Source organism: Saltatorellus ferox, assembly GCA_007751475.1.
Lineage (GTDB): Bacteria > Planctomycetota > UBA1135 > UBA1135.
In genome coordinates this window covers 7,385,773-7,411,778 of sequence record CP036434.1, presented here as the reverse complement: position 1 = coordinate 7,411,778, position 26,006 = coordinate 7,385,773, and the positions used below count along the sequence as shown (strand labels likewise).

The 26,006-nt window shown below is 67.7% G+C and carries 21 protein-coding genes; 6 read left to right on the top strand and 15 right to left on the bottom strand.

The genetic code is table 11. The features are described from left to right. The first annotated feature begins 20 nt into the window (after positions 1-20). The gene (locus Poly30_RS26860) at positions 21-554 is read left to right on the top strand and encodes a TrmH family RNA methyltransferase (protein ID WP_145205215.1); all 534 of its coding nucleotides are present in this window, start codon (positions 21-23) and stop codon (positions 552-554) included. A gap of 237 nt (positions 555-791) precedes the next feature. On the opposite strand, the gene Poly30_RS26855 is transcribed toward Poly30_RS26860, so the two are convergent. The 10 genes from Poly30_RS26855 to Poly30_RS26810 all read right to left on the bottom strand — a co-directional run bounded on the left by Poly30_RS26855 (position 792) and on the right by Poly30_RS26810 (position 12,600). Beyond that, positions 792-1,490, bottom strand: a complete 699-nt coding sequence (locus Poly30_RS26855) for a hypothetical protein (RefSeq protein WP_145205212.1) — start codon at positions 1,488-1,490, stop codon at positions 792-794. 6 nt (positions 1,491-1,496) lie between these two features. Then, positions 1,497-2,981, bottom strand: a complete 1,485-nt coding sequence (locus Poly30_RS26850) for a sulfatase (protein ID WP_419190717.1) — start codon at positions 2,979-2,981, stop codon at positions 1,497-1,499. After that, positions 2,978-4,234 (bottom strand): glutamyl-tRNA reductase, encoded by a 1,257-nt coding sequence (gene hemA / locus Poly30_RS26845; protein WP_145205206.1) that lies wholly within the window; start codon positions 4,232-4,234, stop codon positions 2,978-2,980. The genes Poly30_RS26850 and hemA overlap by 4 nt, the downstream gene beginning before the upstream one ends. A 13-nt stretch (positions 4,235-4,247) precedes the next feature. Beyond that, entirely contained in the window at positions 4,248-5,087 is an 840-nt protein-coding gene (ccsA, locus tag Poly30_RS26840) for a cytochrome c biogenesis protein CcsA (protein WP_145205203.1), read from the bottom strand. After that, positions 5,084-6,658: a protoporphyrinogen oxidase gene (hemG, locus tag Poly30_RS26835; RefSeq protein ID WP_145205200.1), complete on the bottom strand. Its 1,575-nt coding sequence runs from the start codon at positions 6,656-6,658 to the stop codon at positions 5,084-5,086. Before hemG ends, ccsA begins: the two co-directional genes overlap by 4 nt. Before the next feature lie 15 nt (positions 6,659-6,673). Beyond that, entirely contained in the window at positions 6,674-8,086 is a 1,413-nt protein-coding gene (gene hemN, locus Poly30_RS26830) for an oxygen-independent coproporphyrinogen III oxidase (RefSeq protein ID WP_419190716.1), read from the bottom strand. After that, positions 8,083-9,132, bottom strand: coding sequence for a uroporphyrinogen decarboxylase (gene hemE, locus Poly30_RS26825; protein WP_145205194.1), 1,050 nt, complete (start codon positions 9,130-9,132; stop codon positions 8,083-8,085). The genes hemN and hemE overlap by 4 nt, the downstream gene beginning before the upstream one ends. A gap of 121 nt (positions 9,133-9,253) precedes the next feature. Beyond that, entirely contained in the window at positions 9,254-9,454 is a 201-nt protein-coding gene (locus Poly30_RS26820; RefSeq protein ID WP_145205191.1) for a hypothetical protein, read from the bottom strand. Between the two features lie 136 nt (positions 9,455-9,590). Continuing rightward, entirely contained in the window at positions 9,591-11,450 is a 1,860-nt protein-coding gene (locus Poly30_RS26815; RefSeq protein WP_145205187.1) for an FAD-dependent oxidoreductase, read from the bottom strand. A gap of 10 nt (positions 11,451-11,460) precedes the next feature. Beyond that, positions 11,461-12,600, bottom strand: coding sequence for a carboxypeptidase-like regulatory domain-containing protein (locus tag Poly30_RS26810; protein ID WP_145205184.1), 1,140 nt, complete (start codon positions 12,598-12,600; stop codon positions 11,461-11,463). Between the two features lie 58 nt (positions 12,601-12,658). Between Poly30_RS26810 and Poly30_RS26805 the strand changes: the two genes are divergently transcribed. Continuing rightward, a complete protein-coding gene (locus Poly30_RS26805) occupies positions 12,659-13,969 on the top strand; it encodes a peptidylprolyl isomerase (RefSeq protein WP_145205181.1) in 1,311 nt (436 codons plus the stop codon). Between the two features lie 16 nt (positions 13,970-13,985). On the opposite strand, the gene Poly30_RS26800 is transcribed toward Poly30_RS26805, so the two are convergent. Continuing rightward, entirely contained in the window at positions 13,986-14,645 is a 660-nt protein-coding gene (locus Poly30_RS26800; protein ID WP_145205176.1) for a flavodoxin family protein, read from the bottom strand. 34 nt (positions 14,646-14,679) lie between these two features. After that, complete coding sequence (locus Poly30_RS26795; protein ID WP_145205173.1) at positions 14,680-16,185, bottom strand: hypothetical protein; 1,506 nt, start codon at positions 16,183-16,185, stop codon at positions 14,680-14,682. Between the two features lie 261 nt (positions 16,186-16,446). Between Poly30_RS26795 and Poly30_RS26790 the strand changes: the two genes are divergently transcribed. Both Poly30_RS26790 and Poly30_RS26785 read left to right on the top strand, forming a co-directional pair. After that, on the top strand, positions 16,447-17,226 hold the full coding sequence (locus tag Poly30_RS26790; protein ID WP_145205170.1) for a CBS domain-containing protein: 780 nt from the start codon (positions 16,447-16,449) through the stop codon (positions 17,224-17,226). Between the two features lie 222 nt (positions 17,227-17,448). Next, complete coding sequence (locus Poly30_RS26785; RefSeq protein ID WP_145205167.1) at positions 17,449-18,525, top strand: NAD(P)-dependent alcohol dehydrogenase; 1,077 nt, start codon at positions 17,449-17,451, stop codon at positions 18,523-18,525. A gap of 9 nt (positions 18,526-18,534) precedes the next feature. Here the strand turns inward: Poly30_RS26785 and Poly30_RS26780 are convergent, their stop codons facing one another. Further along, positions 18,535-20,892 (bottom strand): alpha-amylase family protein, encoded by a 2,358-nt coding sequence (locus Poly30_RS26780; RefSeq protein ID WP_145205164.1) that lies wholly within the window; start codon positions 20,890-20,892, stop codon positions 18,535-18,537. A 129-nt stretch (positions 20,893-21,021) separates the two neighbouring features. On the opposite strand from Poly30_RS26780, the gene Poly30_RS26775 reads away from it, so the two are divergent. Further along, the gene (locus Poly30_RS26775; RefSeq protein WP_145205161.1) at positions 21,022-22,269 is read left to right on the top strand and encodes a protein-L-isoaspartate(D-aspartate) O-methyltransferase; all 1,248 of its coding nucleotides are present in this window, start codon (positions 21,022-21,024) and stop codon (positions 22,267-22,269) included. A 552-nt stretch (positions 22,270-22,821) separates the two neighbouring features. Continuing rightward, entirely contained in the window at positions 22,822-23,061 is a 240-nt protein-coding gene (locus Poly30_RS28975; protein WP_419190715.1) for a transposase, read from the top strand. A 712-nt stretch (positions 23,062-23,773) separates the two neighbouring features. Here the strand turns inward: Poly30_RS28975 and Poly30_RS26760 are convergent. Both Poly30_RS26760 and Poly30_RS26755 read right to left on the bottom strand, forming a co-directional pair. After that, the gene (locus Poly30_RS26760) at positions 23,774-25,144 is read right to left on the bottom strand and encodes a sensor histidine kinase (protein ID WP_145205155.1); all 1,371 of its coding nucleotides are present in this window, start codon (positions 25,142-25,144) and stop codon (positions 23,774-23,776) included. A 3-nt stretch (positions 25,145-25,147) separates the two neighbouring features. After that, positions 25,148-25,825, bottom strand: a complete 678-nt coding sequence (locus Poly30_RS26755; protein WP_145205153.1) for a response regulator transcription factor — start codon at positions 25,823-25,825, stop codon at positions 25,148-25,150. Between the last annotated feature and the right edge of the window lie 181 nt (positions 25,826-26,006).

Here is a 26,006-nt window from a genome sequence, read left to right as displayed (position 1 = left end):
CCGGTCAGGCTCGCGCTCCCATGAACGAGTTCGCCACGATCCTCCACGGGCTCAAGAGCCCGACGAACGTCGGCTCGATCGTGCGCACCCACGTGGCGATGGGCGGCGGCCCGCTCCTGATGGTCGGCCATGAGCGCCCCTGGGATTTCCGCAAGAGTTCCCAGGCTTTCTCGCGCAAGCTCGAGACCATGTGCGAGATCACCTACGTGGCGGAGGACGCGGAGTTCTTCGATTGGTGCCGTGCCGGTCACTGGGGCCCCGTGGCCATCGAGATTCGGCCAGGGGCCGCGTCGCTCCACGAGATGGTCTGGCCCGACCGAGTGGCGCTCGTCCTCGGGAACGAGCGAGACGGCCTCTCGGAGAAATTCATCGAGGCCTGCACCGCCACCGTCCGGATCCCCCAGTTCGGCCCCGTTGCCTCGCTCAACGTCGCGATCGCCCACGGCATGGCGACATACGAGCTGCAGCGCTCACGAAGGTCGTCCCTGAAACCCATCAAAGGCAAGTACCCGGAACCACTTCAGGCACCGAGCAAGCCCTGGAACGAGCGCTGATGAACCGCTGTACCGGGGCAAACAGACCCTGCTCCAGCGAAACCGATGTTTGCGTCCATCGCGAGCGTTCCGATACAAACGCACCTGGTCCGTTTGTTCCGGAACAAACGGACCAGGTGCAGTTGTTCCGGAACGGACGGACCTGGTCCGTTTGTGTCGGGTTCGTTGGGCGTGGACCGCCTTTTCCTGAGCACCTACTTATGCGAGCGAGCGATGGTCGTGCTGGAGCGGATTCATTTACGGGCCGGGGCGAGCTCGATCCAGCGTCTCTTCCACGACTCGCACCGTCTCGGCGAGGCCGCGGCGGTGTCGTTCGTCGGAGGCAAAGGCTTCCAGGCTCTCCAGCTCGTCCCAGCAGTCGTGTCTTCGCGCGGGATCGAAGGCGACGAGGAGGAGCAGGCCCCAGTAGGTGACGCTGTCCGGGACCTCGTCCGGGTCCTTCGTTTCCGAATACCCGCAGTGGCGCAGCGCGTCCAGCGCCGCCGCTCCGTAGAGGTCCGCGGCCTCCTGGAACCTGGCGGCTCGGGCCCGAAGTCGGTCCGCGTCGGGGAAGCCGCGGAAACGCTCCAGGAGCTGGTTCCGCTCGGCGAACTTCTTCGGGGTCTCGACGAAGCCCGTCGTGAGAGGTCCATCCGAGTTCATGCCGAATCGAAACGCCAGTCCGATCCGATCCCAGTCGGGATCCAGCTCGATGAACGCCTTGAAGAGATTCAGGAAGTCGAACTCCCCGACGGCGGGCAGGCGCCGCGTCCTTCGCATCAGGTGCGTGTAGAGCTGCTCGCACTCCTTCCAGCTGAGCGAGCGCCAGGCACGCCTGACGAGCGGCCCCATCCGGCCACGCTCCTTCTCCCACAGCGTTCCCTCGCGACCTTGGGCGCGCGCCGCTTCCTCGTCAGCGATGAACCGCCGCAGGAGCTCCATGTTGTCCTTCGCCATGAGGGGTCAGCGCTGCTCGTCGTCGGTCTCGTCGTCCTCGGAGGCTCCGAAATAGCCGAGCTCCCGGAGCTGGGTCTTGCGTTCATCGAGGTCCGAAGCGCCGAGCTCAGCGCCCAGCCGCGCGGACTCGGCCCGCTCCTGGAGCTCCGCCAGAAGAGGCAGGATCGGCCCCTCCGCGCCCGTGAGATCGGCCCGCCGCCGCCCCAGGCTGTAGCCCGATTCGTCGAGCGTCTCGATCCACGCCTCGCCTCCCTCGAAGCGAGTTTCGAATCCCACGATGGCGCGTTCCCGGCCGCGCCGCAGGCTCATCATCTGGAGGACGCGCCGGAAGCCGCCTTCCTCCCTCGGCAGGATTCCTTGCTGGACCGCGGCCACGTGGTCCTGGCTTGCCCCTCGCGCTCGCGCCGCGGGATCCAGGAGGTCGAGGCCCCGTACCCGGCACTCGCCGTTCAGCTCCAGATGACTGGACACCGTCGCTGCCAGGTTCCGGAGCTCCGACGGCTCCGTGGCGAGCCTTCCCGAGGGAATGCCGGGCCCGGCGATGAGGAGCGGCACGCGCAGGCTCTCGGCGTAGAGTTGCTTCGCATGCCCGATCGCCCCGTGCTCGCCGAACTCCTCGCCGTGGTCCGAGGTGGCGACGACCAGCGCGTCGTCCAGGATGCCGAGGGCCTCGAGTCCCTTCAGCAGCCGCCCGGTTTCGCGGTCCGCCGTGGTCACGCACGCGGAGTAGGCGTCGAGACACCAGGGCACCCAGTCCAGGAGCTGCTGGGCCGCCTCGACGTTCCCGGTGAGCGCCCCCATGCTGGCCGTGACCTGCTGCTCCGGCGAGAGCGGCGACTCCGGCAGCGCGAAGCGCGCGGCTTCTTCGGGTGCCGGGTCGTAGGGCCAGTGCGGATCGAACAGATGCACGTAGAGGAAAAGCCGCCGATCCGGCGAAGCCGCGACGCGCTCCTTCGCCCAGGCCAGCGCCTTGTTGACGGCGGGCGCCGCGGGCGCGAACTTGTCTCGATCGAACGTATCGAAGCCGCGGTCGAAGCCTAGCTTCGGCCCGAGCATCGGATTGCAGACGAAGGCCGCGGTTTCGAAGCCGGCTTCGTCGAGCGCCATGGGCAAGAGCGGCACGTCGTCCGGGATGGCGCTGATCAGCTTCGAATTGACCCCGTGCTCCATGGGCGTCATGCCGCTGAGGTAGGACACGGCGGAGGTGACGGTCCAGGAGGAGCTGCTCTCGACCGAGGCGAAGCGGATGCCCCGTTCGCCCAAGGCGTCGAGGTTCGGCGTCGGGCTCCTCCGCGATCCGTCCGGCTCCAGGATCCCCTCGGCGCCGTAGCACCCGAGCGCATCCGCGCGCAGCGTGTCGATGACAATCATGACCACATGCCGCGGTACCGGCGCGTCGTCCGCTTCCGTCGAGCAGCCCGCTCCCGCGACGAGAGCCAGGGCGAAGGCCGCGCGCCCGAGCCCGCGTGAGCGTCGTCGGGCGGCGCTCACGCCTCACCCAGGTCGTCGACGAAGCGCCGGTACGCGCGATCCAGCGCCGCCTCCGACCGCGTGTGCCGCGCGCTCTCCTTGAGCTGGCCCAGCGCGAGCCCGAGGAAGTGCTTCTCCATGGCGTGCGCCAGCTCCAGCTCGCGCGGCGTCGCCTGGCCACTCGTCACGCGATCGATGATCCGCTCGCGCTCCTCGCGGAAGCTCTCCTTCAGCCCATGGATCGCGGGCGTGAAGCGCGCGTAGGTTCGCAGGCTGAGGTACTTGTGGACTTCGGTCACGAGAATCGACGCGACCTCCTCGGCGGCGGCCGCGCGGCCCTGCTTGTTCTCCTCGATGATCGGAAGAAGCGCGTCGAGGTCGTACACGATCACGCCGTCGAGGTCCGCCACGGCCGGATCGACCGCGCGAGGCACCGAGAGGTCCAGGAGAATGAGCGGCTGGTCGCGGCGCGACAGGTACCGCTGATCGAGGCTCTTCGGCGTGATGAGCGCGCTCGTGCCATCCACGCAGACGACGCCGATGTCAGCGCGCGAAAGACGCTCGGTCAGTGCATCCAGCCCTGCGGCCTCGACGTTTGGCCCGAGACCCACCGCCGCCGATTCGGCGCGGTCCAGCGTGCGATTCAGGATCGTGAGGCGCGAGACGCCCGCGTCCAGTAGATGCTTGGCCGCCAGAAGCCCCGTCTCACCCGCGCCGACGATCGTCGCCGAGCGCCCTGTGTAGCGACCCAGCGCCCGCGCCGCGACCTCCAGTCCCACGCGCGCCACCGAGAGCGAGCCGAGCCCGATGGAGGTCTCGCTACGCGCGCGCTTGCCGACGATCAGCGACTGGGTCAGCAGCGGTTCCAGCAGCGTCGACAGGCAGTTCGCTTCCTTCGAGATCTCGTAGCCGCGCTTGATCTGACCGAGGATCTCGCTCTCGCCGAGCACGAGGCTGTCGAGCCCCGCGGCCACCCGGAAGAGGTGCATGACCGCGCGGATGCCCGTGAACATGTACACGTGCGCCTCGTCGATGTTCCGAAGCACCGTCGAGCGAATCAGCGCGATCGCGGCCGACCCGTCGGGTCCTGACGCCACGACCTCGGTGCGGTTGCACGTGGAGATCACGGCCGCCTCGTCGATCGCATCGGACGCCACGAGCTGGCGGACGACGTCGCAGGCGTCCTCGGGCGTCACGGCGTACCGCTCGCGCACGGCGACGGGAGCCGTGCGCTGGGAGAGTCCCACGAGGACGAGGTCTTCGAGTGTTTCCATTCGACCGCAAGCCTCAGCGCAGCGTGTGGAACGTGGCCCCGGGAACGACGGCGAGGAGCAGCGTCGCGACCAGCACGGTCAGCCCCGCGACGGCGGCCATGCTGGCCCGCTGGGCCGTGAGGCCGCGGATCTTGCCCGAGAACGCGATGAGCCCGAAGTGCAGCCAGACGGAGAGCGTGAGCAGTACGATCGGGTCGGTGTACTGGAAGCCGACGGTGCCCTTGGCGTGGGCGACGCCGATGCCGACGTTGACGCCCAGTGTCATCCCGAGGAAGCCCGCCAGCGCCGCGCGCCGCGTCATGCGCACGAGCTGCGTCAGGTCGGGGAGCTGGCGGAAGATCGCGCCGAAGGTCTGCCGCTTCATCTGACGCAGCAGCGTCAGGTAGAGGAAGCCGTAGAGCCCCGAGAGGATCAGCGCAGCGCACGCGACGGCCGCGGTGACCACGTGGATACCGGTGGCGGCGCCCGCTTCGGTCGAGCGCTCGATGGCGATCGCGTCCGTCGGCCCGAACATGCTGGCGAGCATCTGGAGAGCGGCAACGACGACCAGCACGAGGGCGCCGACGGTCGCCTGGTCATGGCGCCAGGTGACGAGTGCGAAGAGGGTGACCAGTGCGAACGCGACCGAAGAGAGGGACAGCCAGGCATCGAAGACCGGGAATCCGCCCGTCGCCATGCCGTGGAGCACGAACAGTCCGAGGTGCAGCAGCGTGAGCGTGCGGAGGAGAGGCGGACGATAGCGACGGACGTCGGGACCCGTTTCGCCCGCGAACGCCATCGCGTACAGCAGCGCCGCGATGAGATAGCCGCTCGGCAAGAAGACCGTGAGCGCCTGGATGAGGTTCGCCATCATGACGCCGCTCCGCGGTCGCTCCCGACCGCGCCTGGCTCCGCAGCGCCTTCCGGCGCGCGCTTGTCCCTGGCACCCCCACGGAGTTCCGAAAGGTGAGCGAGGCGCTCGGCGATGCGCTCCGCCGTCTCCTTGCCCACCCGGATGCGATCGTCCACGGACACGCCGCCCAGGTAGCTGCCGGCGAGATGGAGCCCCGGAAGCGCGCGCTCCAGGCTCGCGACGAGCTTCGTCATCTCGGCGGCGTGCCCGGGCGCGTACCGCGGGATGACGTTCGTCCAGCGCTGGACGCGGCTCGCGACGACTCGGGGCCGCGTCTTGCGCTCCGGCGCACCCGGCGTGACCGCCTCGTAGCCGATGAGCGCCTTCTCCAGCTCGACCACGGCACGATCGACCAGGTCATCGCCGACGAGGTCCGCCACGTCGCCGCCCCGGAACATCGCCGTGATCGAGCTGGTGCCTGACGGCGCGCGGCCACCGAAGATGTTCGAGACGAAGAGCGTGCCGAGCACCCGCGGAGTGCGCGGGTCGCGCCGCGCGGCTTCATCGGGCGGCACGAGGTAGCCGAAGCCCGGGGGGAGCGGAGCGCCCTCGAGGCCGAGGTGGACCGCCGTGACGGCTGCGTGCTGAATCCGATCGAGTGCGCTGGTGTCGAGCCGCTCTGGCGCGCACATCGCGAGCAGCGGCGAAGCCGCCGGCGCGGGCACCGCGAGCACCAGCTCGCGGCAGCTCAGCGCCTCGCCGCTCTCCAGCACCGCGCGCCAGCCGCCCGGTCCGCGGTCGATCTCCTGGATCGGTGTGCTGAGCGACACGGAGTCCTTCAGCGAGCGGCGATACGCATCCGTGAGCACGCCGAAACCGCCGGTGAACGAGATCAGGTCCGTCGGCGAGGTGCGCGGGCCCGGCGCCTCGACGGCGGTGCCGTCCTTGCGGGCCTTCCGCGCGGCGCGCCCGCGGGCGATCATGCCGCGGACGAGTCCTCCGTGCTCGGCGCAGAGCGCCGTCAGTCGCGGGAAAGCGCTCGTCGAGCCCAGGTCCTCGATCTCGGCCGCGTAGACGCCACGCACGAACGCTCCCGCCAGCGTCCGCGTCGCCTCGGAGCCGATGCGCTCGGTGAGGAACGCCTCGAACGTGGGCTCCGGCGCGCCCTTGGGCGGCGGGACGTACTTGCGGAACGGCTCGCCCATGACGCGGCGCTTCGCACGACGCGAGAGCAGCGGTGTCTTCAGGAACGAGCCGGGTCCCGACGGCAGCGCGTGCAGGCCGCCGTCCTGGAAGAGAAAGCGGCGCTTCGCCTCGGGCTTCGAGGTCACGAGCTGGTTGGCGATCCCGAGGGACTCCGCCGCGGCGCGCAGATGAAGCGCGCTGGCAGGGACCGTGTTCGGGCCGCTCTCGAAGAGAAAGCCGCCCGCTTCCATGGTGCCGACGACGCCGCCGACCTGTTTCCCCGCCTCCAGAAGGAGCACGCGCAATCCGCGCTGGCGAAGCGTGTGCGCGCAGCTCAGACCGGTCAGGCCGGCGCCGATGACGATGGCATCGACGAGGTCAGCGGTGTTGCCCGTGGAGAACGGCATGGAAAGGGAATCAGGCTAGAGGGTCTTCGAGAAGGTGTTCGAGGTCGTTTCGCCGCGGGCCTTCCGAAGGCGCATGTATCGGTCGAACGGAACGGCGACGTTGCGCATCAGCACCTGTCCGATGTCGGTCAGCTCGATCAGGTCGCTGCCGAGAGTCACGAGGCCGTCGGCGGCGATGGGCTCGAGCTCGGTCAATTCGATCGCGAACGTCTCGTCGAACACGATGCCGTGCTCGGCCTCGATGCGCGGCTTATCGATGCGCCCGTTGCACATGAGCTCGAGGATCACGTCGCGGCGCAGCCTGTCCTCGGCTGACATTCTGTGCCCGCGATAGGTCGCGTAGCCGCGCTCCCTCGTGAGCGCGACGTACTCGGGCTCGTTCGCGACGTTCTGGACGTAGGTGTCGTCGATCTCGCCGATGGAGGACACGCCGAGGGAAACCATCTCGCGGCCGCGCTGGGTCGTGTAGCCCATGAAGTTACGGTGCAGCGAGCCGTCCTTGGCGGCAAGGCTCAGCTCGTCGTCCGGCAGCGCGAAGTGGTCGAGGCCGAGGTAGACGTAGCCCGCTTGGCTGAACGCGGCGATCGAGTCCGCGAAGATATCGAGCTTGTCCCCGGCGTTCGGCATCGCGTCGATGTCCATCGCGTTCTGGTGCTTCTTCATCCACGGCACGTGCGCGTAGTGGAAGAGAGCGACGCGCTCGGGGCGGATCTCCAGGATCTTGGCGACGGTCTCGGCGAAGCTGGCGCGGGTCTGGTGCGGCAGGCCGTAGATCAGGTCGACGTTGACCGAGGTCATGCCGGCGGCGCGCGACGCGTCGATCAGCGCGCGCGTTTGCTCCTCGGACTGCACGCGCTTGATCGCTTTCTGAACGTCCGGCTGGAAGTCCTGGATGCCCATGGAGATCCGCGTGAAGCCGAGCTGGCACAGCGTCTCGACCTGCTCATGGGTGGTCACGCGCGGGTCCACCTCGATCGAGACCTCCGCGCCTTTGGCGAAGCGGAAGCGTGACATGATCGAGGTGAAGAGGCGCTCGATCTGCGGCGATGTGAGGCTGGTCGGCGTGCCGCCGCCCCAGTGGAACTGCTGGACCGGGCGCTCTTGGATGCCGGTGCGCTCCAGAAACTGGAGCTCGTCCTCGACGGCTTCGAGGTAGCGCTCGCGCCGCTCGTCCGAGCGGCTGATCTGGACGTTGCAGCCGCAGAAGAGGCAAAGTTCCGCGCAGTAGGGGACGTGCGTGTAGAGCGAGAGCGGCTCGTCGGGCCGCGCCTCGGCCGCCGCGGCGAGTCGCGCCTCGTACTGCGCCGGATCGAAGGCCTTCTCCGGGTCCTTCTCCCAGTCGATGGCGGTCGGATACGACGTGTAGCGCGGCGCCGAGGTGGCGTAGCGCTGCAGGAGCTCCTTCGGGACTTCGAGGCGATCGCTCACGCGGTGGCCGCCTCGGGCAGGGGGCTTCCGAGGACGGTCTCCCAGAGGGCGGCGACGCTCTCGAGGGGCGTCTTCGGCAGGATGCCGCTCCCCAGGTTGAAGATGTAGCCGCGCTGGTCCGTGAAGGCGTCGAGGTTCTTCGCGGCCTCGCGGCGGACGACGTCGGGCGGCGCGAAGAGCGTGCAGGGATCGAGGTTGCCCTGGAGCGCGACGCGGTCTCCGACGCGGGCGATCGCCTCGGCGGGGTTCACGCGCCAGTCGATGCCGAGGACATCGGCGCCGGTGTCGGCCATGACCTCCAGGAGGTGCGAACAGCCGTTTACGTAGAGGATCGCGGGGACGCCGAAGCCCTTGGCCTCGGCGACGAGGCGCTGGACGTGGGGGAAGAGCCGCTCGCGGTAGACCTCGGCCGAGAGGGCGCCGCCCCACGAGTCGAAGATCTGGAGCACGTCCGCGCCGGCGTCGGCCTGCATCTTCAGGTAGCCGACCGAGTTGTCCGTCACCCGCGTGAGCAGGCGATCGAAGGTCTCGGGGTCGCCGAGCATCATCTGCTTGGTGTTCTCGAAGTTGCGGGAGGACTGGCCCTCGACCATGTAGCTGGCGACCGTGAACGGAGCGCCGCAGAAGCCGATGATGGCGCGCTCGTCTCCGAGTTCAGCCCTGACCTTTCGGATCGAGTCGCCGAGAAACCCGGTGGCGTCGTTCGCGTCGAAGTCCTGGAGTCGATCGACGGCCTCGCGGTTGCGGATCGGCGGGCCGAGGACCGGGCCCTGGCCCTCGATGAACTCGACGTCCATGCCCATCGCAGCGGGCGGAACCAGGATGTCGCAGAAGATCACGGCCGCGTCCTGGCCGTAGCGGCGGATCGGCTGCATCGTGACCTCGGCCGCGCGATCGGAATCGTGGACCATGCCGAGGAAGGTGGACCCGCTGCGGACCTCGCGGTACTCGGGGAGGTAGCGGCCAGCCTGGCGCATCATCCAGGCGGGTGGGCGGTCGGTCTCCTCGCGCCGGCAGGCGGCGAGGAAGCGTTGGCGGGAGTTCATAGCGGCAAAAGAGGCCCTGGGGCATGGTTCCCCTCGGCGTGAGGGGGAGCCGTGATTATAGGGGGTATCGGCCGGTCGGGCCGATCAGATGCGCGCTTCCGCCCTCGGCGGGTGGCCCGGCCTACGACTTGACCAGCGACTGGCGGTCGAGGCTCACCATGAAGGCGACCGCAAACCCGAGGAGGCCCGTAACGCAGACGATCCTCAGGGCGCCGTCCCAAGCGTTCGGGAGGGACCACCAGAGGTTCTCGGGGAGGAAGCTGAGGCCGCCCGCGAGGGTGGCGACAGCGAGGCAAGCGAGGGAAATGCGGAGCGACTTCATAAACCGATACGGGTGCGAGGCCGCTGTTATGCGGCATACCGTGCACTATCGGTAGGCAGACTGAAAACTTGGCTCTGTATTGATGAGAGTTGAATCATGTCTGTCGGTCAGGACAGACAGGATTCGGGCGCACTCGTCAGCGTGCCGCTGGCTGGTCCGAGCGCTTCCCCGCGCCCGCTTCGATGGCCGCGAAGAGCTCATCGAGGTGATCGTCGTGGACCGCCCTCGGGCTGCATCCGTGCTTCCGCGCCACGGCCGCGGCCATGCCGACCACCTCGCCCATCGCGCCGGTCGTCTTCATCACGCGAACGGCCCCGAGGGCCTCGTGGGTCACGGAGATGTCCCGACCGGCCATGAAGAGGTTCCCGATGTTGCGGCTGTAGAGGCACCGATAGGGCACCCAGTAGGGCCCCTGATAGACGTAGCCCTTGCCGTGGGTGTAGTCGGCGATGAACTCCTCGCCCTCGTGGCCCTGGGCGTACTTCGGGTTCGGGTGGTGCGTATCGATGCCCCAGGTGCAGGGGAAGCAGCCATCGGGGAACACCGTGCCGTCGCGGAGGTCCTCGCCGGTCAGGATCACGTCCCCGAGGAGGCGGCGCGACTCGCGCTTTCCGGCGATGTAGGCGACCCAGCCCAGCTTGTGGGCGGGATAGCGCTTCTCGACGTTCTTGATGGCGTCCCAGGCGCCGTACATGGCCCGGAAGTTCTGGTCGCGGATGCGCTCCATTTCGTGGATCGGGTCGCGATCGAAGCCGTTCTCCCAGAACCAGTTCCCGAGGCTGATCGGCTTCGCACCGGCCTGGGGCTCGCGGCTCCCCTGCTCGCGCCCGGGGAAAGGGCGCTCGCGCAGGTCGACCGCCCACTCACACCGCGGGAACGTCGCGAGTTCGCACGCGGCTTCGAGCTCCGAGGAGAGCGGGTCCTCGTCCTCGCAGAGGCACTGGATATTCCAGAGGTTGCTGGCTCCCATGTGGCCCTCGTCGGTCTGCTCGAAGTCGGCGCCGACGAGGAAGCCGAGCGCGCCGTCGCCGGTGCTGTCGAGGAAGAGGTCGCCGCGGACGACAGAGCGCTCGGCGGTGCGGACGTTCTCGAACACCACGGACCGGATCGAGCCGTTCTCGGCGTGGGCACCGTTCATTCGACTCTCCAGGAAGAGCGTCAGGTTCGGCTCCGCGCGGCAGACCTCGAGCTTCCGCTCGTCGTCGAACACATGGGCGCCCTGGGCGTTCTTGGAGTCCGGACCGCGAACCGGAACGATCTCCATCACGACGTCGCCGAGCCGCGGATAGGGCTTCTGGTTCACGTGGCCTTCGGGCCAGACGCGGACCTCGGAGCTGGAGTTTCCGCCCAGCACGGGCCGGTCCTGGATGAGCGCGACCTTCAGCCCGAGGCGCGCGGCGGTCACGGCCGCCGCGGTTCCGGCGGTTCCGCCGCCCACGACCACGAGGTCGAAGCTTCCGCGGTCGGTCGGGACCTCCGGGAGGCCCAGCAGTTCCTGGCGCAGGGCCTCGCAGGCTCCGGGGTCACCGGGCGGCGTCCATTCGAGGTCGCTCGCGAAGAGCAGCGCGTCGCAGCGGCCCTCGAAACCGGTGAGATCGTGCAGCTCGGCGCGGTTCTGGCCTTCCAGGCGAACGACGCCGCCGCGCTGCCAGTGCCAACCCGCTCCTTCCGTGCCAAACACGGTGTCCACGGCTTCCCCGTTAACGAGGACCTGGAACCGCCCTGGCGCGCCCTCTTTGCCCCACGGCGCCACCCAATCGCGCGTTCGTGCCCAGACTCGATAGCTACTGGGCGCTTCGACGGAGAACTCGGTGGCCGCGTTCTCCACGGGCGAGCCCATCCCGTGGGCCAAGAGGAACGGCGAACCCATGAGGTCCATGAACTGCTGGTCGAGGACCCAGCCGCCGAGTTCGTCGAAGGCCTCGCACTCCAGGAGCACTTGAGTCTCGATTTGAGATGGGGCGATGAGGGACGCGGTCGCGAGGAGAAGCAGCATCCTTCCAAGCTTACTCCCTGCGGAAAACGAGGTTGCCCATGTCCACGCGGGTCGTCCCGCGCCGCACCTCGAACCGCACGTCCGGCGTGTCGACCGACTTCGGCATGGAAAGCAGGTAGACCCCCGGATAGAGGCCGTCGCAGAGGAAGCTGCCGTCCGGCTCGGACAGGACGGACTCGGTGTAGATGGGATTGCGCTCGTCGCGGACCTTGACGGCGACGCTGGCGAGCGGCCTCCCGGCCGTATCGACGACCGAGCCGGTGAGGTCGATGGCCGGCGCGAGCGTGCCGTGATAGGCGTGGCTCTGGCCTTCGCTCAGGTTGAGCACCTCGCGGTCCTTGAGGTCGGTATCGGACCAGCTGCCGTTGCGCGAGTAGATGATCACTTCCCCTGCGGGCATCCAGCTGCTGACGAAGGTGCCGTCGTCGATCGCGGCGGCGGTGCTCCACTCCTCGGTGGCGACGTGGAAGATGTCGATTCCGGCCGATTCGGGGGAGCTGCCATCCGTGCACTCGAAGCTCCCGACGATGCGGGCAGCGCGGTGGAGGACGACCTCGGCACGGGTTTCGGGTTGACCGGGCTGGGCCTGCCAGCGATGGACCGCGGTGGTGAAGGGGGCGACGTCCTCGCGGTCCGATTCCGGGCCGTCGAGCGTCAGAACGTATTCCCCGGGCCGATCGACGCGGAACTCGAGCCTCCCGTCGAGTCGCTTCCAGAGCACGTTGACGTCGCCGGGTCCGACGACGTCGAAGCGGGCGTCCTGGATCGGCTGGCGGGCGCTATCGAGGATGGTGAGCTGGAGCGTCCACTGCGCCGTCTCTTCGGCGGGTTCGCGCGCGGCGGGAGCGGTCGCAGGGGCGCGATCGGCCCCGGAGTTCACCTCCGCAGGCAGGCCCTGGCGATCGCCGCGGTTCGCCGCGCCGAGCCTGTCCGCGGGGTCGACCTTGGGGGAGAGCTGGCGCTCACCCGGCGCGACCCCGCTGGCGGCTCCCGGAGCGCCCGCGGGCTCCAGCAGGCCCAGCGCGGCCAGGCCGCCCGCGGCCACCGCGACCAGAGCCACGAGAATCCCGGCTCGGAGGCGGCCCGCCTGCCGATGAACCGTGTTCCGATGAACCGTGTTCCGATGAATCATCGAGTCGGGGACCAACATCGCCTACACCGTACCCGTATCGCCCCTCCCTCCCACGGTTTCTGACCACGTCATCTCCATGCTGCTGCCCCTGATCTCCTCCCGATTGGCCCTCTCCGCGGCCGCCATTCTCGGCTCCTTCACCCTCGGCGCCTGCGCTGACAGCGAAGCCCACCCGGGACAGCCATCGGACACGGAAAGCGCCCAGCCCTCTGCGCCGGTCGATCCCCAGGCGAATCGCTTCGCCCCGGGCGGGCCGATCTCCGACGCGGAACTGGCCAAGTACTACATCGCCATGGCGTGCGAGATCGACGGCCAGGACGTCGGGACGATGACCTTCGACATGTGGACCGAGGGCGCGCCGATCACCACGCGCAACTTCCTCCGTCTCGCGGACGAGGGCTTCTACGACGGGCTCACCTTCCACCGGATCCTCCGCGACTTCATGGTCCAGGGCGGCGATCCCCAGGGAACGGGCATGGGCGGCAGCCCCCACGGCAAGATCCAGGCCGAGTTTTCCGAGGAGCCCGAGCGCCAGCACGGCTACGGCGTGCTCTCGATGGCCCGCGGGGGGAACGACGTCAACTCGGCCTCGTCACAGTTCTTTCTCTGCTGTGACGAGTCACAGAGCGTCTGGGGCCTCGACGGCAAGTACGCGTCTTTCGGCAAGCTGACCAGCGGCGTGGAGACGCTCGAGAAGCTGGCGAACATCTCGGTGACTCGCTCGGCGACGGGCGAGAACTCCAGGCCGACGCAGTCCGCCAAGATCACCACCGCGAAGGTGATCGAAGGCGTCGCACCGACGGGCGAGACCGTGGAGCGGCCCGAGCCAGAGGTCGATCTCGGCGGCGAGCCGCGCAGGGTCCGGATCCAGCAGGTGCTCGTGGGCTTCAAGGACATGACGCGCGGGGTCAAGGCCACGCGTACCGAAGAAGAGGCGCGCGCTCTGGCGGCGAAGCTCAAGGCCGACGTCGAAGGAGGTGCGGATATGTCCGTCCTGGTGCGCGAGTACAGCGAGCTTCCCGCCCAGGAGGAGGACGAGGTGCCCGGCGACTACCGCGTCCTCAATCGCGGCGTCCGCGACCGCGCGGGGGAGCGTCAGCAGTTCGATCTCCTGCGCAAGTTCCAGAAGCGCGCGGAGCAGATCCAGGCCGACATGAGTTCGGCGAAGATCAAGCGAGACGAGTACCAGACGGCGATGAAAGCCCTCCAGGAGGAGTTCAACGCGGCCCAGGTGAGCCTCGGAGCGGCGCTCACCGTGCCGAGGGCCAAGCTCGACTCGACCCTGGCCAATGCAGCCTTCACCATGAAAGTGGGCGAGGTGATCGTGCTGGATCACGACGCCAAGAAGGGATCGATGGGCTACCGCGTGGTGAAGCGATTGGAGTGAGCGAGTTGCGGAGCCATCACGCGGTCATGTGCTCGCGCGGCTCGGTCGGGTGCGTGAGATAGTGCGCGGAGAGGTCGGCCAGCTCGGCCCCGCGCACCCGAGCGCGCTCCAGCTGCGTCTCGGTCGGGCCCTCGTTCGGCGACTGCAGCCCCATGACGAGCGTCCCGCACGGGCGCTTGCCGAGCAAGCGCGCCATGCGGCGGAGCGTCTTGAAGGGACGAGCCATGGTCCGGGTCATGATTGCTGGCGCCGCCGAAGACGTGATGAGGAGCGCCCGGCCCGTGGTCTTGCGGGACCGAAGTCGCGGGCCTCGCGCCGTGGCTGGCCAGTACGCGTAGCCCACCATTCGCTCCAGCAGTTGCCGGACGAGGGCGTTGACGTCACCGAAGTTCACGGGAGCCGCGAGGACGATCCCGTCGGCATCTTCGAGCTTGGCGAGGACGTCGTCGAGATCATCCTCGATGGGACAGTGCCCGCGGTCAGGCCCCGCGCATTCGGTGCAACCGCGGCAGTTGGAGCAGAACTCGATGTGCTGCTTCATCAGGACGATCTTGCGGGTGGCGGCGCCGCGCCCGCGCGCCCCTTCGAGGGCGGCTTCGACGGCCTCATCGATCGTTCCGTGGAGGTGGTAGCTCCCCATCAGGCCGACGACGAGCGTGGTTCTTCTGCTATCCATGGCTTGATGGGGGTGGTCCCTGATCGCAGGGCTGCTATTGAGGCGTCGGGCAGTACACGAGGTCGGTCAGCGCGCCCGAGGCGCACAGCGTGAGTTCGAGCCGACGGACGAGCGGGAGCCCGCCGAAGTCGATGGTCTGGATCGAGTTGTCGCCGATCTGAGCGAGAGGCCAGGTCCCGAGGGAGAGCCCGTTCTCGTCGAACGCTTCGAAGAAACAGTCCGGCTCGGCGCTGTCGATATCCAGGACGGTGCCGCTCTCCAGCGTGACGCAGGTGGAGAAGTCGATGGTGAAGGTGCCGCCGTTCGGGCTATCCCCCGGATCGTCGACCAGTCCGTCGGCGTTGGCGTCGACGACGTTCTCCGCGAGGATGAGGACCTGGCCCCGTGCCTCCGTGTTGCCGATCCCGTAGCCGGGGGTCACGAGGTCCGTGTCGCCGCCCGTCGGGTTCGCGGTGTCGAAGATCACGACCGCGTCCGGGTGGGCCGGGTTGTTGGTGACGCCGGAGATCGAGACGCCCTGGCCGAGCCACTGCAGGTCGACGATCTCACCGGTCTGGCGACCGAACGGAATGCCGGTCGTCGATTCGTCGAAGTTGAGGTGGAGAGGACAGGGAAGGAACTCGACCTCGGCGACGGCGCCGGAGCCGGAGAACTCGACCTGGAGCTCGTCGATGCGGGTGGCGCTATCGAGCGGGACGATCTGAACGTTGTTGTCGTCGAGGCCAGGAACGAAGAGGTTCTCGACGAGCGCGCCCGCGAGGTAGGTCCGCACCTCGGCCCCCATCAGGTCGATCGCATCGACGTCGACGAGCGTCACCGACCCGGCAAGAACGGGCGAATCCCAGGTGAAGGACATCGTGCCGCCGAACTGCGCGTCATCGGGATCGTCGACGAGGCCGTCGGCGTCGAGGTCGATGTCGTTCTCGGCGATGATCATCAGGTTGTGGAACGCGAAGTCGTTGCCAGTGCCAGGGCCGGGCGTGACGAGGTCCAGGTCCCCGCCGGTGGGGTTGGACGAGTCGAACGCGATGACCATGTCCGGGCCTGCCACGGCGCTGACGGCTGAGACGTGCATGCCGACGGCGCTCCACTGCTCGGCGATCTCCTCGCCGGCGGCCACGGTCACGGCGTGCAGCTGATGGTCGGCGCCGAAGCGCTCGAACGGCATGACGGAGCAGCCGATGCCGGCGTCGTTGGAGGAGCTGCGATGTCCCTGGGCGTCGGTCGAGAGGGCGCGTACCCGGGCGTTCAGTCCCAGGTGCTGGAAGGCGGCAGGAAGATCGAAGGCGTACGTGGCGCGACCCTGCCCGTCGAGAACCCCACTCGTGAGGAACATCGAAAGTTGCTTCATTCCTTCTGGCTGAGCGAAGAGCACGTAGGGAGACCCGGCGGCGCCACGGATGACGGCGGTCCACTCGTTCCCAGGTTGACCCGGCGTGGGCCGGATCGAGAGGGTCGTCTCTGCACAGTACGCGGGAACGGTAGAGGCGAACGCAAGCACGGCGGTGGCCGCGGTGAGAGTCGGAAGGAAGCGTCTCATGGGATCATTGGGGCGGGCCAGGGGCCCGGTCTTGGCGGGGCGACACGGAACGACCAACGTCATTCTCAAGGCCCCATGTGACGCGGCGCGGGTGGACGCGGCGATGGGCTGAACGGCCCATGGCCAGCTCACGATCTGCGTACACCTGCCCGCCGTCCGAACTTCCCGTCCACGGGCTACGCCCTCTTGCGTAGAGACGCCTACGTCCGCCTGCGCCAGAGTGGATCTCTACCCTCCGTTCACCCCTCGCCCGAGATTCCGATGAAGGTCCAAGAGTTCATGACCGCAAGCCCCGTCACCATCGACGAGGACGCATCCCTGGAGACCGCTCTCCGCACCATGGACGAGCATGCCATCCGGCATCTGCCGGTGGTGGACGGCGAACACCTGATCGGCGTCGTCTCCAACCGCGACTTGCTGGGTGTCGCTGGCTGGCGCGGAGTCGAGCGCGATGCCGATGCGGTCCCGCGCTGGGTCCGTGACGTGATGCATCGGGACGTCATCACGGTGAACCCGGGCGATGACGCGCTCGCCGCCGCGACCGAGGTCTTCGCGCGACACATCGGCTGCGTCCCGGTGATCGAAGACGGCAAGCTCCTCGGGATCATTTCCGAGATGGACCTCGTGGGCCTCATCGCCGAACGAGACCGAGTCAACTCGTCCATGGACGCCACGATCGGTTCCCTGGGAGCCCCTCGAGCGTTCGTCGTGGCCCCGGACGCGACGCTCGCCCAGATCGACGAGCTGATGTCGGCCAAGGACATCCGTCACGTCCCCGTGGCCGACGGCGACAAGCTCCTTGGCATGGTGTCGGACAGGGACATGCGCCGAGCCGATGCGGACAAGAACGACTGGAGCATCGAAGCCCGGGATTTCATGACGGAGGGAGTGGTCACGGTCCACGAGGACCTTCCCATCTCCCAGGCCGCGGCGGTGATGAGCGACCGCCGTATAGGCGCGCTGGTGGTGACGAGCGAGAGCGGCGACCTGGGTATCGTGACGACGTCGGACCTGCTGGGCTACCTGCTGGATGCGCTCTGATCGATCCACGAGTCAGCTCCACAGAGAATCAGCGCCACAGATTGCGATTCGGCGCGATCACGCACCGCTGATCACTTCGATGAGGTGATCCATCTCGAGTGCTGTCGACATGGCAACGAGTGTAGCGGTGAACTTCTCTCTATCCGTACTTCTCGCTTTTCGGGGCCGGAATACGTCTTTCGGTCCATGTCGAGCCGGACGAGCTGAGGCGAGAGTGGCGGCATGAAGAAGACGATGAAAGCCGCCGTGCTGGTGGAGCCTGGCCGGATCGAAATCGAGGACAAGCCCATTCCCGACGTCGGGCCGAACGATGCCCTGATGCGCATCACCACGACGACGATCTGCGGGACCGATGTGCACATCCTGAAGGGCGAGTACCCGGTCGCGAAGGGGCTGACGATCGGACATGAACCCGTGGGCGTGATCGTGAAGCTCGGGGCACAGGTCACCGGCTATGAAGTGGGCCAGCGCGTGATCGCGGGCGCGATCTGTCCCAGCGGCCAGTCCAACGCCTGCCTCGAAGGGCTCTGGTCCCAGGACGGGCCGGGGACGCGGCACGGTCTCAAGCCTGCCGGCGGCTGGCGATTTGGCAATACGATCGACGGGACCCAGGCCGAGTACGTGCTCGTCCCGGACGCACAGGCAAACCTCGCGGTCGTCCCGGACGGACTGACCGACGAGCAGGTCCTCATGTGCCCGGACATCATGTCCACCGGTTTCGCGGGCGCCGAAAACGGCAACATCCGGATCGGTGACACGGTGGCGGTTTTCGCGCAGGGACCCATCGGTTTGTGCGCCACCGCGGGCGCGAAGCTCAAGGGCGCGACGACCATCATCACCGTGGACGCGGTCGCGGAGCGGATGTCCATGTCCTCGCACGTGGGCGCCGACGCGGTCATCAACTTCCACTCGATGGATCCGGTGGAGGAGATCATGCGCCTCACGAACGGACGCGGCGTGGACGTGGCCATCGAAGCGCTCGGAACCCAGGCCACGTTCGAAGCCTGCCTGCGCGTGCTGAAGCCGGGCGGGACGCTCTCCAGTCTCGGCGTCTATTCGGAGAACCTGACCATCCCGCTGGACGCATTCGTGGCCGGACTCGGCGATCACAAGATCGTCACGTCCCTCTGTCCCGGCGGGAAAGAGCGGATGCGCCGGCTGATGGAGGTGATCTCGTCGGGCCGCGTGGACCTGACGCCGCTCGTGACCCATCACTACAAGCTCGACGACATTGTCGAGGCGTATGACCTGTTCTCGCACCAGAGAGACGGAGTCCTGAAGATCGCGATCACACCCTGAGCCGCGCGTTCAGCGCCCCGTGTCCGCGTCCTTCGGGAGGCGAACACGGATCACCTGCCCGAACGAGAAGGGCGGCAGGACGATCTCCGCGCCGCCTGGCACCTTCTTGGGCTTCGACACCTCCTGCCCCAGGACTTCTACCTCAGCCTGCTCGGCCCGGAGGAGGACCTTGGCTTTCCTGACCTCCGCGGGGGCGCTGGCCCCCGGCTTTCGGATCCACTCAGGATCGTTCGCGAGCGCGATCAGGTGCTCGCCATTCTGCCCGCGGAAGTGGTGCGCCTGGACACCGGACGGGACGCTCAACCGATAGGGCCAGGCTCGGTCTTCGCAGGCGCGTCGCAGCTCCTGCGCGCTTTCCTCGACCACCACGCCTCCGCGAGCGCGAAAGGCGGCGACCGCAGCGCGCTGGCGTGGCTCCAGCCCGTCGGCGTTCGGAAGGAAGAGGACTTCGACGCCGTCGAGCCAGCCCTCCGCGAGCTGGTCGTCGCTGACGACGGAGGTAGGGTAGCCCCCTTCGAGCAGGGCCGAGAACGCAGCGACGGCGGGCGCCATGTTCCCGTTCCAGGCACGCTCCGGAGAGTCCATCGACCGGTTCCTCGCTCGCTCCGGGAGGTGGATCGCACACGCGCGCCAGGGCCGCGCGTGCGCGAGGCTCGCGCCCATGGTTCGCCCCAGTCGAAACGCCGCCGCCAGCTCGTCCGAGCTGCCCATGGTCGCCTCCGCCTGATCGAGATTCGCGAGGCACCCGCTCGCCACCACCGCCGCCGTCGCGGCCTTCCACCGCTCCTCGCTCCCGAGGGCGTGCATCCAGACGTGCGCGGGCCTGCCGAACGCGCCATCCCTGGACTGGACCCACCCGAAGGCCAGCAGCGTGCCCTCATCGAATCGCCCGAGCTCCGGATGTGACTTCAGAAAACCCAGGGGGTCGGGCGAGGCCCCCTTCTCGAACTCCGTCTTGATCACGTCCCCCGCGATCCCGAGCCGAAGCGTCGGGCGCGGGCCCATCAGATTCGGCTGGAGGTTCGTGCTGACGAGGAACACGAAACCCGGGTGCGCCTCTCGCACCTCGGTCCGCCAGCGCCATAGCTCCGCGGCAAGGGAGTCCTCGGAGAACGCCAGGAATCTCCGGTACAGCGGATCTTCCGCGAGCCGACTCGTCGGCATCGGAAGCCCCGTCGCCTTCGTGAACGCGCGCGCCGTCCAGTCGCACCAGCAACCGTCCAGCGGCTGATGGGTCTCGTCGAGGTAGACGCCTTGGGCGCCGCGCTCGCTGAGCTCCCCGATGCGCCGACGCACCACGTCGCCGTACGGCGAGTGAAAGCAAAGCCTCGGGTGGCCAGCGAACTCGATGGGTCGTCCTTCGAGATCGCGACAGGTCCACTCGGGGTGTTCGCGTGCGAGCGGACCGTCTTCCCCGTGCCTCAGGTAGGCGATGAACCCGAGATCGAGCGCCCGCGCTCGCGCGGCCATCGCCTCGACCGGATCCGGTTCGTCCTCGGGCAGAGCTTCGACCCAGTCCGCCACGGCGCCGGTCGAGCTGCGCCAGAAGCAGTCACCGTTGTGGGCTCTCACGAACCGCGTGATGGCCGGAGCGCCCAGCTCGACGGCGCGCGCCTCGGCGGCCGTGAAGAGCGGCTTGTCGGTCCACGCCACCGAGAGTCGGGTGTGCAGGGCGACGCGCGTCTCCTCGATCCACGGGGGGAGCTCGATGGCGGCCGCGTCGTCGAACCAGCCCGGCGCGCTTCGCGCCGGGAGAGCCGCGAGCGTTTCTCGAACGTCCGTGGTCAGTTCGGAAGCTTCCCTGGCGGGCGGCCACTCAGGCCGGCCTTGGGCCCCGGAAGCTCGCCGTAGCAAGAAACAGTCGAGGCGCATGGGCGCTCCCTTCACGCTCAGGTTCGACGCCACGCCGTCGAGCTCGACCTCGCCGAGTAGCTGCCAGGACCAGGCATCTTGCCCCGCGAGGCCTTCCGTCGGTGGGCACTCGGTCGAGGTCCACTCTTCGGACCCGAGCTTCCACGCGAGCGGACGCGCATTCTGCAGGGTGTAGCGGAGCCAGAGCTCATGGGCGCCCGACTCCGCGCCTTTCACCTTCCAGGTCGTCTCGTCGGAGAGCGGAAAGCGAATCAGTGCGGCGCGGCCGCTGGCCCACGGAAAGCTGCGAGCGCGGGCGCCGTCGGGAGGTCCGGGGGAGGTGACGGCGAAATCCTCGGCTTCGATCACGATCCAGGGAGCCCCTCGCTGCAAGACCTCCTCCTGGGGGGACCCGAACCCTCCGAAGACTGCGCAGGCAGTGACGCCGAGAGCGAAGGTCGCCGCGCCAGAGGTCCAGCCTCGCGTGAGTTCGGGGGTAGCCTGGAGGTGCCCCAACCGTGGCAGTCTACCATCGCCGCCCCTGCCAACCCCTGGAAGCCCATGATGCGCTCACATCCACAGCGTCCCGACCGAACGCGCCACCGCCAGCTCCGCGGGAGCCTTGTTGGCAGCGGGGCGCTGCTGATGATGACGGCTGTTGTCGCCCTCGGATGCCAGACCTCGACGCCGCCTCGCGCGTCCGCGCCGCGGAGTCGCTCGTCCATGGAAGCCGCCCGTCACCGCATGGTGGAGTCCGCGATCCGCGGTGCCGGCGTCACCGACGAGGCGGTTCTGCGCTCGATGCGGACCACGGAGCGTCACGAGTTCGTCCCCGACGAGCTGCGAGATCGCGCGTACGTCGACGCCGGGCTGCCGATCGGCGAGGGCCAGACAATCTCGTCTCCCTTCATCGTCGCCTACATGACCCAGGCGCTGGAGCCCCGCGCGACCGATCGCGTTCTGGAGATCGGGACGGGCAGCGGCTATCAGGCGGCGGTCCTGAGCCCCCTGGTCCAGGACGTCTACTCGATCGAGATCGTCGAGCCGCTCGGGAAGCGCGCGGCCGAGGTGCTGGGCAGACTCGGGTACGACAACGTTCATACGAAGGTGGGGGACGGCTACCTCGGGTGGGAGGAGCACGCGCCCTTCGACAAGATCGTGGTGACCTGTTCCCCGGAAAATGTGCCCGCGCCGCTCGTCGAGCAGCTCGCGGAGGGCGGCATGGTCGTCATTCCGGTGGGAGAGCGGCACCAGCAGGTGCTGTTCCGGATGGTCAAGAAGGACGGCGCGCTGGTGGCGACGCCGCTGCGCCCCACGCTCTTCGTTCCGATGACAGGGGCGGCGGAAGAGAGGCGGCGCGTCCTTCCTGACGCGGCGCGCCCTGCTCTCCTGAACCCTGACTTCGAAGACGGCGTCGACGAGACCCTGAACCTGCGCGGCTGGTACTACCAGCGCCGGATGAGGCTGGTCGAATCGGCCGATGCTCCAAGCGGCCAGCGCTACGTCGAGTTCTCCAGCGACGCGCCCGGGCAGCCCGCCCACGCAATGCAGGCCCTGGCGATCGACGGACGAGAGGTGTCCCGGCTCGACTTCCGAGCGATGATGGCCTCCACGGGCGCCCGGGAAGGAGCGCACCGCGAGGAGGTTCCTACGGCCGGTCTGACGTTCTACGACGGGGACCGCGTTCCGCTGGACACGGTGACCCTGGGACCGATGCTCGGAACGAACGACTGGCAGGAGCGGGTGCGCCACCATATTCATGTACCGACCGAGGCGCGCGAGGCCATCGTCCGCATCGGACTGTTCGGAGCGACGGGAACAGTCTCGTTCGACGATGTGCAGCTGTTCCCCGTCGACGCTGCGGGAAGGTTGCTGCCCGGTTTTCGTGACTGACTATGGGTTGGGGGTTGGGGGTTGGGGGTTGGGGTTGGGGTTGGGGTTGGGGTTGGGGTGAGGCCGTCTCCTGGGCTCCTGGGCTCCTGGGCTCCTGGGCTCCTCGGCTGCTCGGCTGCTCCCAACGCAACCAAGGAAGCGGAAGGAGCGGGGAGGTTGGAAGGCACGGCGGCCTTGGGAGGGATGGAGAGTTGTCAGGGTGCGAGCTTGGCCCTGGCCCACGCCTTGTGACGGGGAGGCAAGAGTGGGAGGTTCGGGGGCGCGGAGTGCGAGTCGGCCGGTGGGAAAGGTCTGCCGAGTATGCTGTTTTGGGGCGGATGGTTGATTTGGCTAAAGTGCCGAGTTTGGTCTTTAAAGTGTAGTTTGGATGGCATTTGGGGTTGATGGATTGGATCGTTTTGGCTATGATCTTGCATGGCGAAAGCGCGCATGGGGAGGGCGGTTGTTTTGCAGGCCGTGTTTGGTTTTGCGGTGCCGAAGAAGCGTCGTGGGCCGAAGAGGACGAAGGATTCTCGGGTGGCCCATGGGAGTCGGGAAGAGATGAAGGGCGGTGTGGCGCATGTCACCATCAAGCTGAAGAGGGGGTTTCGGTCCCTTCGGAAGAAAGAAGAGATGGCGGTGCTGAGGGCGGCGATTGCGCGCGTGAATCAGGGCGAGCTGGTTCGGATCGTGGAGTTCTCGGTGATGAGCAACCACGTGCACTTGATCGTGGAGGCGGAGAACTCCGGTGACCTTTCGAAGGGGATGGCGAGTTTGAATACCGGGTTGGGACTGAACCGGCTCTGGGACTGAACCGGCTCTGGGACTGAACCGGCTCTGGGACTGAACCGGCTCTGGGACTGAACCGGCTCTGGGACTGAACCGGCTTTGGGGGCGGGTGAGGCAAGGGAGCGTTTTTGCAGAGCGCTTCCATCTGGAGGTGATCACGTCGCCGACGCAGATGCGGAACGTTTTGAAGTACGTGCTCAGGAACGATGTGCACCACGGGCTCGGGTTGGGGATTCTGGATCCTTGTTCGAGCGCGATGTCCTTTGGCGGGTTTGTGGAACGGCGGGGGGCGTCCAAGGTCGATTGCGTGAGCGTGGAGGCGCAGAGCTGGCTCCTGCGAGTCGGCTGGACGAAGGGGGGGCAGAAGGGACTGCTCACGACCCACGACCTCCCGCGCGTTACTGGGGGTCTCCAGGCGTAGCTGGCGCCTTTGGAGCGACCCGTTGCGGGACTGCTTCGCGACTTTCACTCTTCGCCTCCGCGACTCGACTTCTTGCCTGCGTCTCTCAAGGCGGAGGCCAGGCCCAAGCTCGCGTACTTCCATCCCCCCATCCCTCGCAGGGGCGCCGCGCCCCCTCGACCCTCCCGCCTCCTCCGCTTCCTTGGTTGCATTGGCAGGAGTTCCGGAGTCCAGCGGAGTCCAGCGGATTCAACTCGAGGCGCAGCGCTCTTTGTTCGCCGCAGGACTTGAGGGTGGCGGGCCCACAGAGCCTGCTGGGGATCCCGCCACTTCCTTTCACTCGAGCCGCGAGTCCCGGATGCCTTCACCGATTCCGCCCTCGGTGAGCGCGGCCGTGATCGGTCGATCGGCTTTCCAGTCCACTTCCTCCAGGAACGGGAGGCGGATCTCGATCACGCAGCCCGATCGCCCGTCCGTTCGGTTGAACGCGCGGATGGAACCCTTGTGGAGCGTGCACACCTTGTGGGCGATGGCGAGGCCGAGTCCCGTGCCGCGGTTGCTATGCCGCTCGGAGGCGGCCTGCTGGAAGGGCTCGAAGACGGTGGCGATCAGGTCTTCCGGCATGCCTGGACCCTCGTCGCGGACCTGGATCTTGACGTAGCGCGTCGGCAAGCGCTCGACCTCGGGTTCTGGGACGGCCTTTCGGTTCCATCCGCGCCCGATCGACTTCTCTTTCACCACCTCGGGCGGTGGCTCGACCGTTTCCGGGACCGACAGCGAGACGTGAACCGCGGACTCCCGCGGCGAGAAGCGGATGGCGTTCCGGATCAGGTTCTCGACCGCTGACGACACGAGTTCGGGATCGCCCCAGCTCGGGTCGTCGAACTGCTCCAGATCTTCAGGGAGCTCCAGCTCGATGCTGACGCCGTGGGTCAGGGCCTGGGCGCGGGAGCGGCTGGTGGCCTCGACGAGGAGGTCCTGGAACCAGTACTCCTCGTTCTTCTGCATGCGCTCCTCGTAGTCGATGCGCGCGAGCGTCAGGAAGCTCTCGACCATCTTGCCGAGGCGGCCCATCTGATTCGCGGTGTCGTTGACGAACTGCTCCAGCTCTTCCCGGGGCCGCTTCATGCGGCGCAGGCGCTGGGCCTCGTTCTGGACGATCGCGATGGGGGTCTTCAGCTCGTGGCTGACGTTCGAGATGAAGCGCTCCTGCGCCTGATAGCCCGCCTCGATGCGGTCGAGTGCGCTGTTGAGCTCGCGCCGGGCCTCGTTCACCTCGGTGCCCACTTCGGGCATGTTGATCCGGCTCTCGTCGATGCGCTCGGGCGCCACATCGCGCGCGGCCTCGGTGATCTGACGAAGAGGCCGGAGCGCCGCACCGAGAATGACGTAGGCAGCACCAAGGCCCCCGGCGAACGCGCTCAAGGATGCGATCCCCACGAGGTTGATGATCCAGTCGTAGTGCACGTAGCTGGGCTGGAAGACCCGGCCTCCATCGATGACCACGAGGCCAGCGATGATGGTGATCAGGATGATGCCGTAGCTGATCCCGAACCAGATCATGAGCTGGGCGCGGAGGGACAGCGGCCGTGGCTCGCTGGGCTCGACCCTCGAGGGGGTGGCGCCCGCAGGCGCCGCGTCCACAGGCTGCCTCTCGCCCGCGAGGGCGGCGGCAGCCTGGGCGCTGACAGGCCCCTCCATCGTCATCTCTCAGCCATCCCCGCGCCCAAAGCGATAGCCCGTACCGATCACCGTGTGGATCAGCTTGTCGGGGAACGGCTTGTCGAGCTTGCGGCGCAGGTTCGACACGTACACGTCCACCACGTTGCTGGTGGGCTCGTAGTTCATGTCCCACACCTTCTCGGTGATGACGCTCCGTGACAAGACCTTGTCCGGGTTGCGGAGCAAGAACTCCAGAAGTGCGAATTCTTTGGCCGTGAGCTTGATGCGCTCCTCGCCCCTGCGGACGGTACGCTTCGCGAGGTCCATCTCGACCTCGCCGTGCTTCAGCTTGGTCGATTCCGAGGCGGCGCCGCGGCGCAGGAGCGCGCGGACCCGTGCCACGAGTTCGTCGACCTCGAAGGGCTTCGTGAGGTAGTCATCGGCGCCGGAATCGAGGCCTGCGACCTTGCGGGCGGTTCCCGAAAGAGCCGTCAGCATCAGGATCGGCGCCTTGATCCCCATGCGGCGGATGTTGCGGCAAAGGTCGATGCCATCCCGATCCGGCAGCATCAGGTCGAGGAGATAGAGGTCATAGACGTCCGAGGACGCAAGCTCCTCTGCTTCGTAGCCGGTGCCGACCGTGTCGACGCCGTAGTCGAGTTCCTGGAGCGACTTGGCGACGGACTCGGCCATCTTCGGATTGTCTTCAACAACGAGGATTCGCATGACGCAGGCTCGTGCTCGTGGGAGCACAGATGGTGGGGGCGGCGCTCTCTTGGAATTTCGGACGTCAGGGACGGGTAGGCCGAGGAGAGCTCGGGGCTCGGCCACGCGGCAGAACATGGGTCAGGCACATGATGGGGTCATTAATGGGTCTCAGAGAAGTGAAGTCCAGGCCCTTTCCACG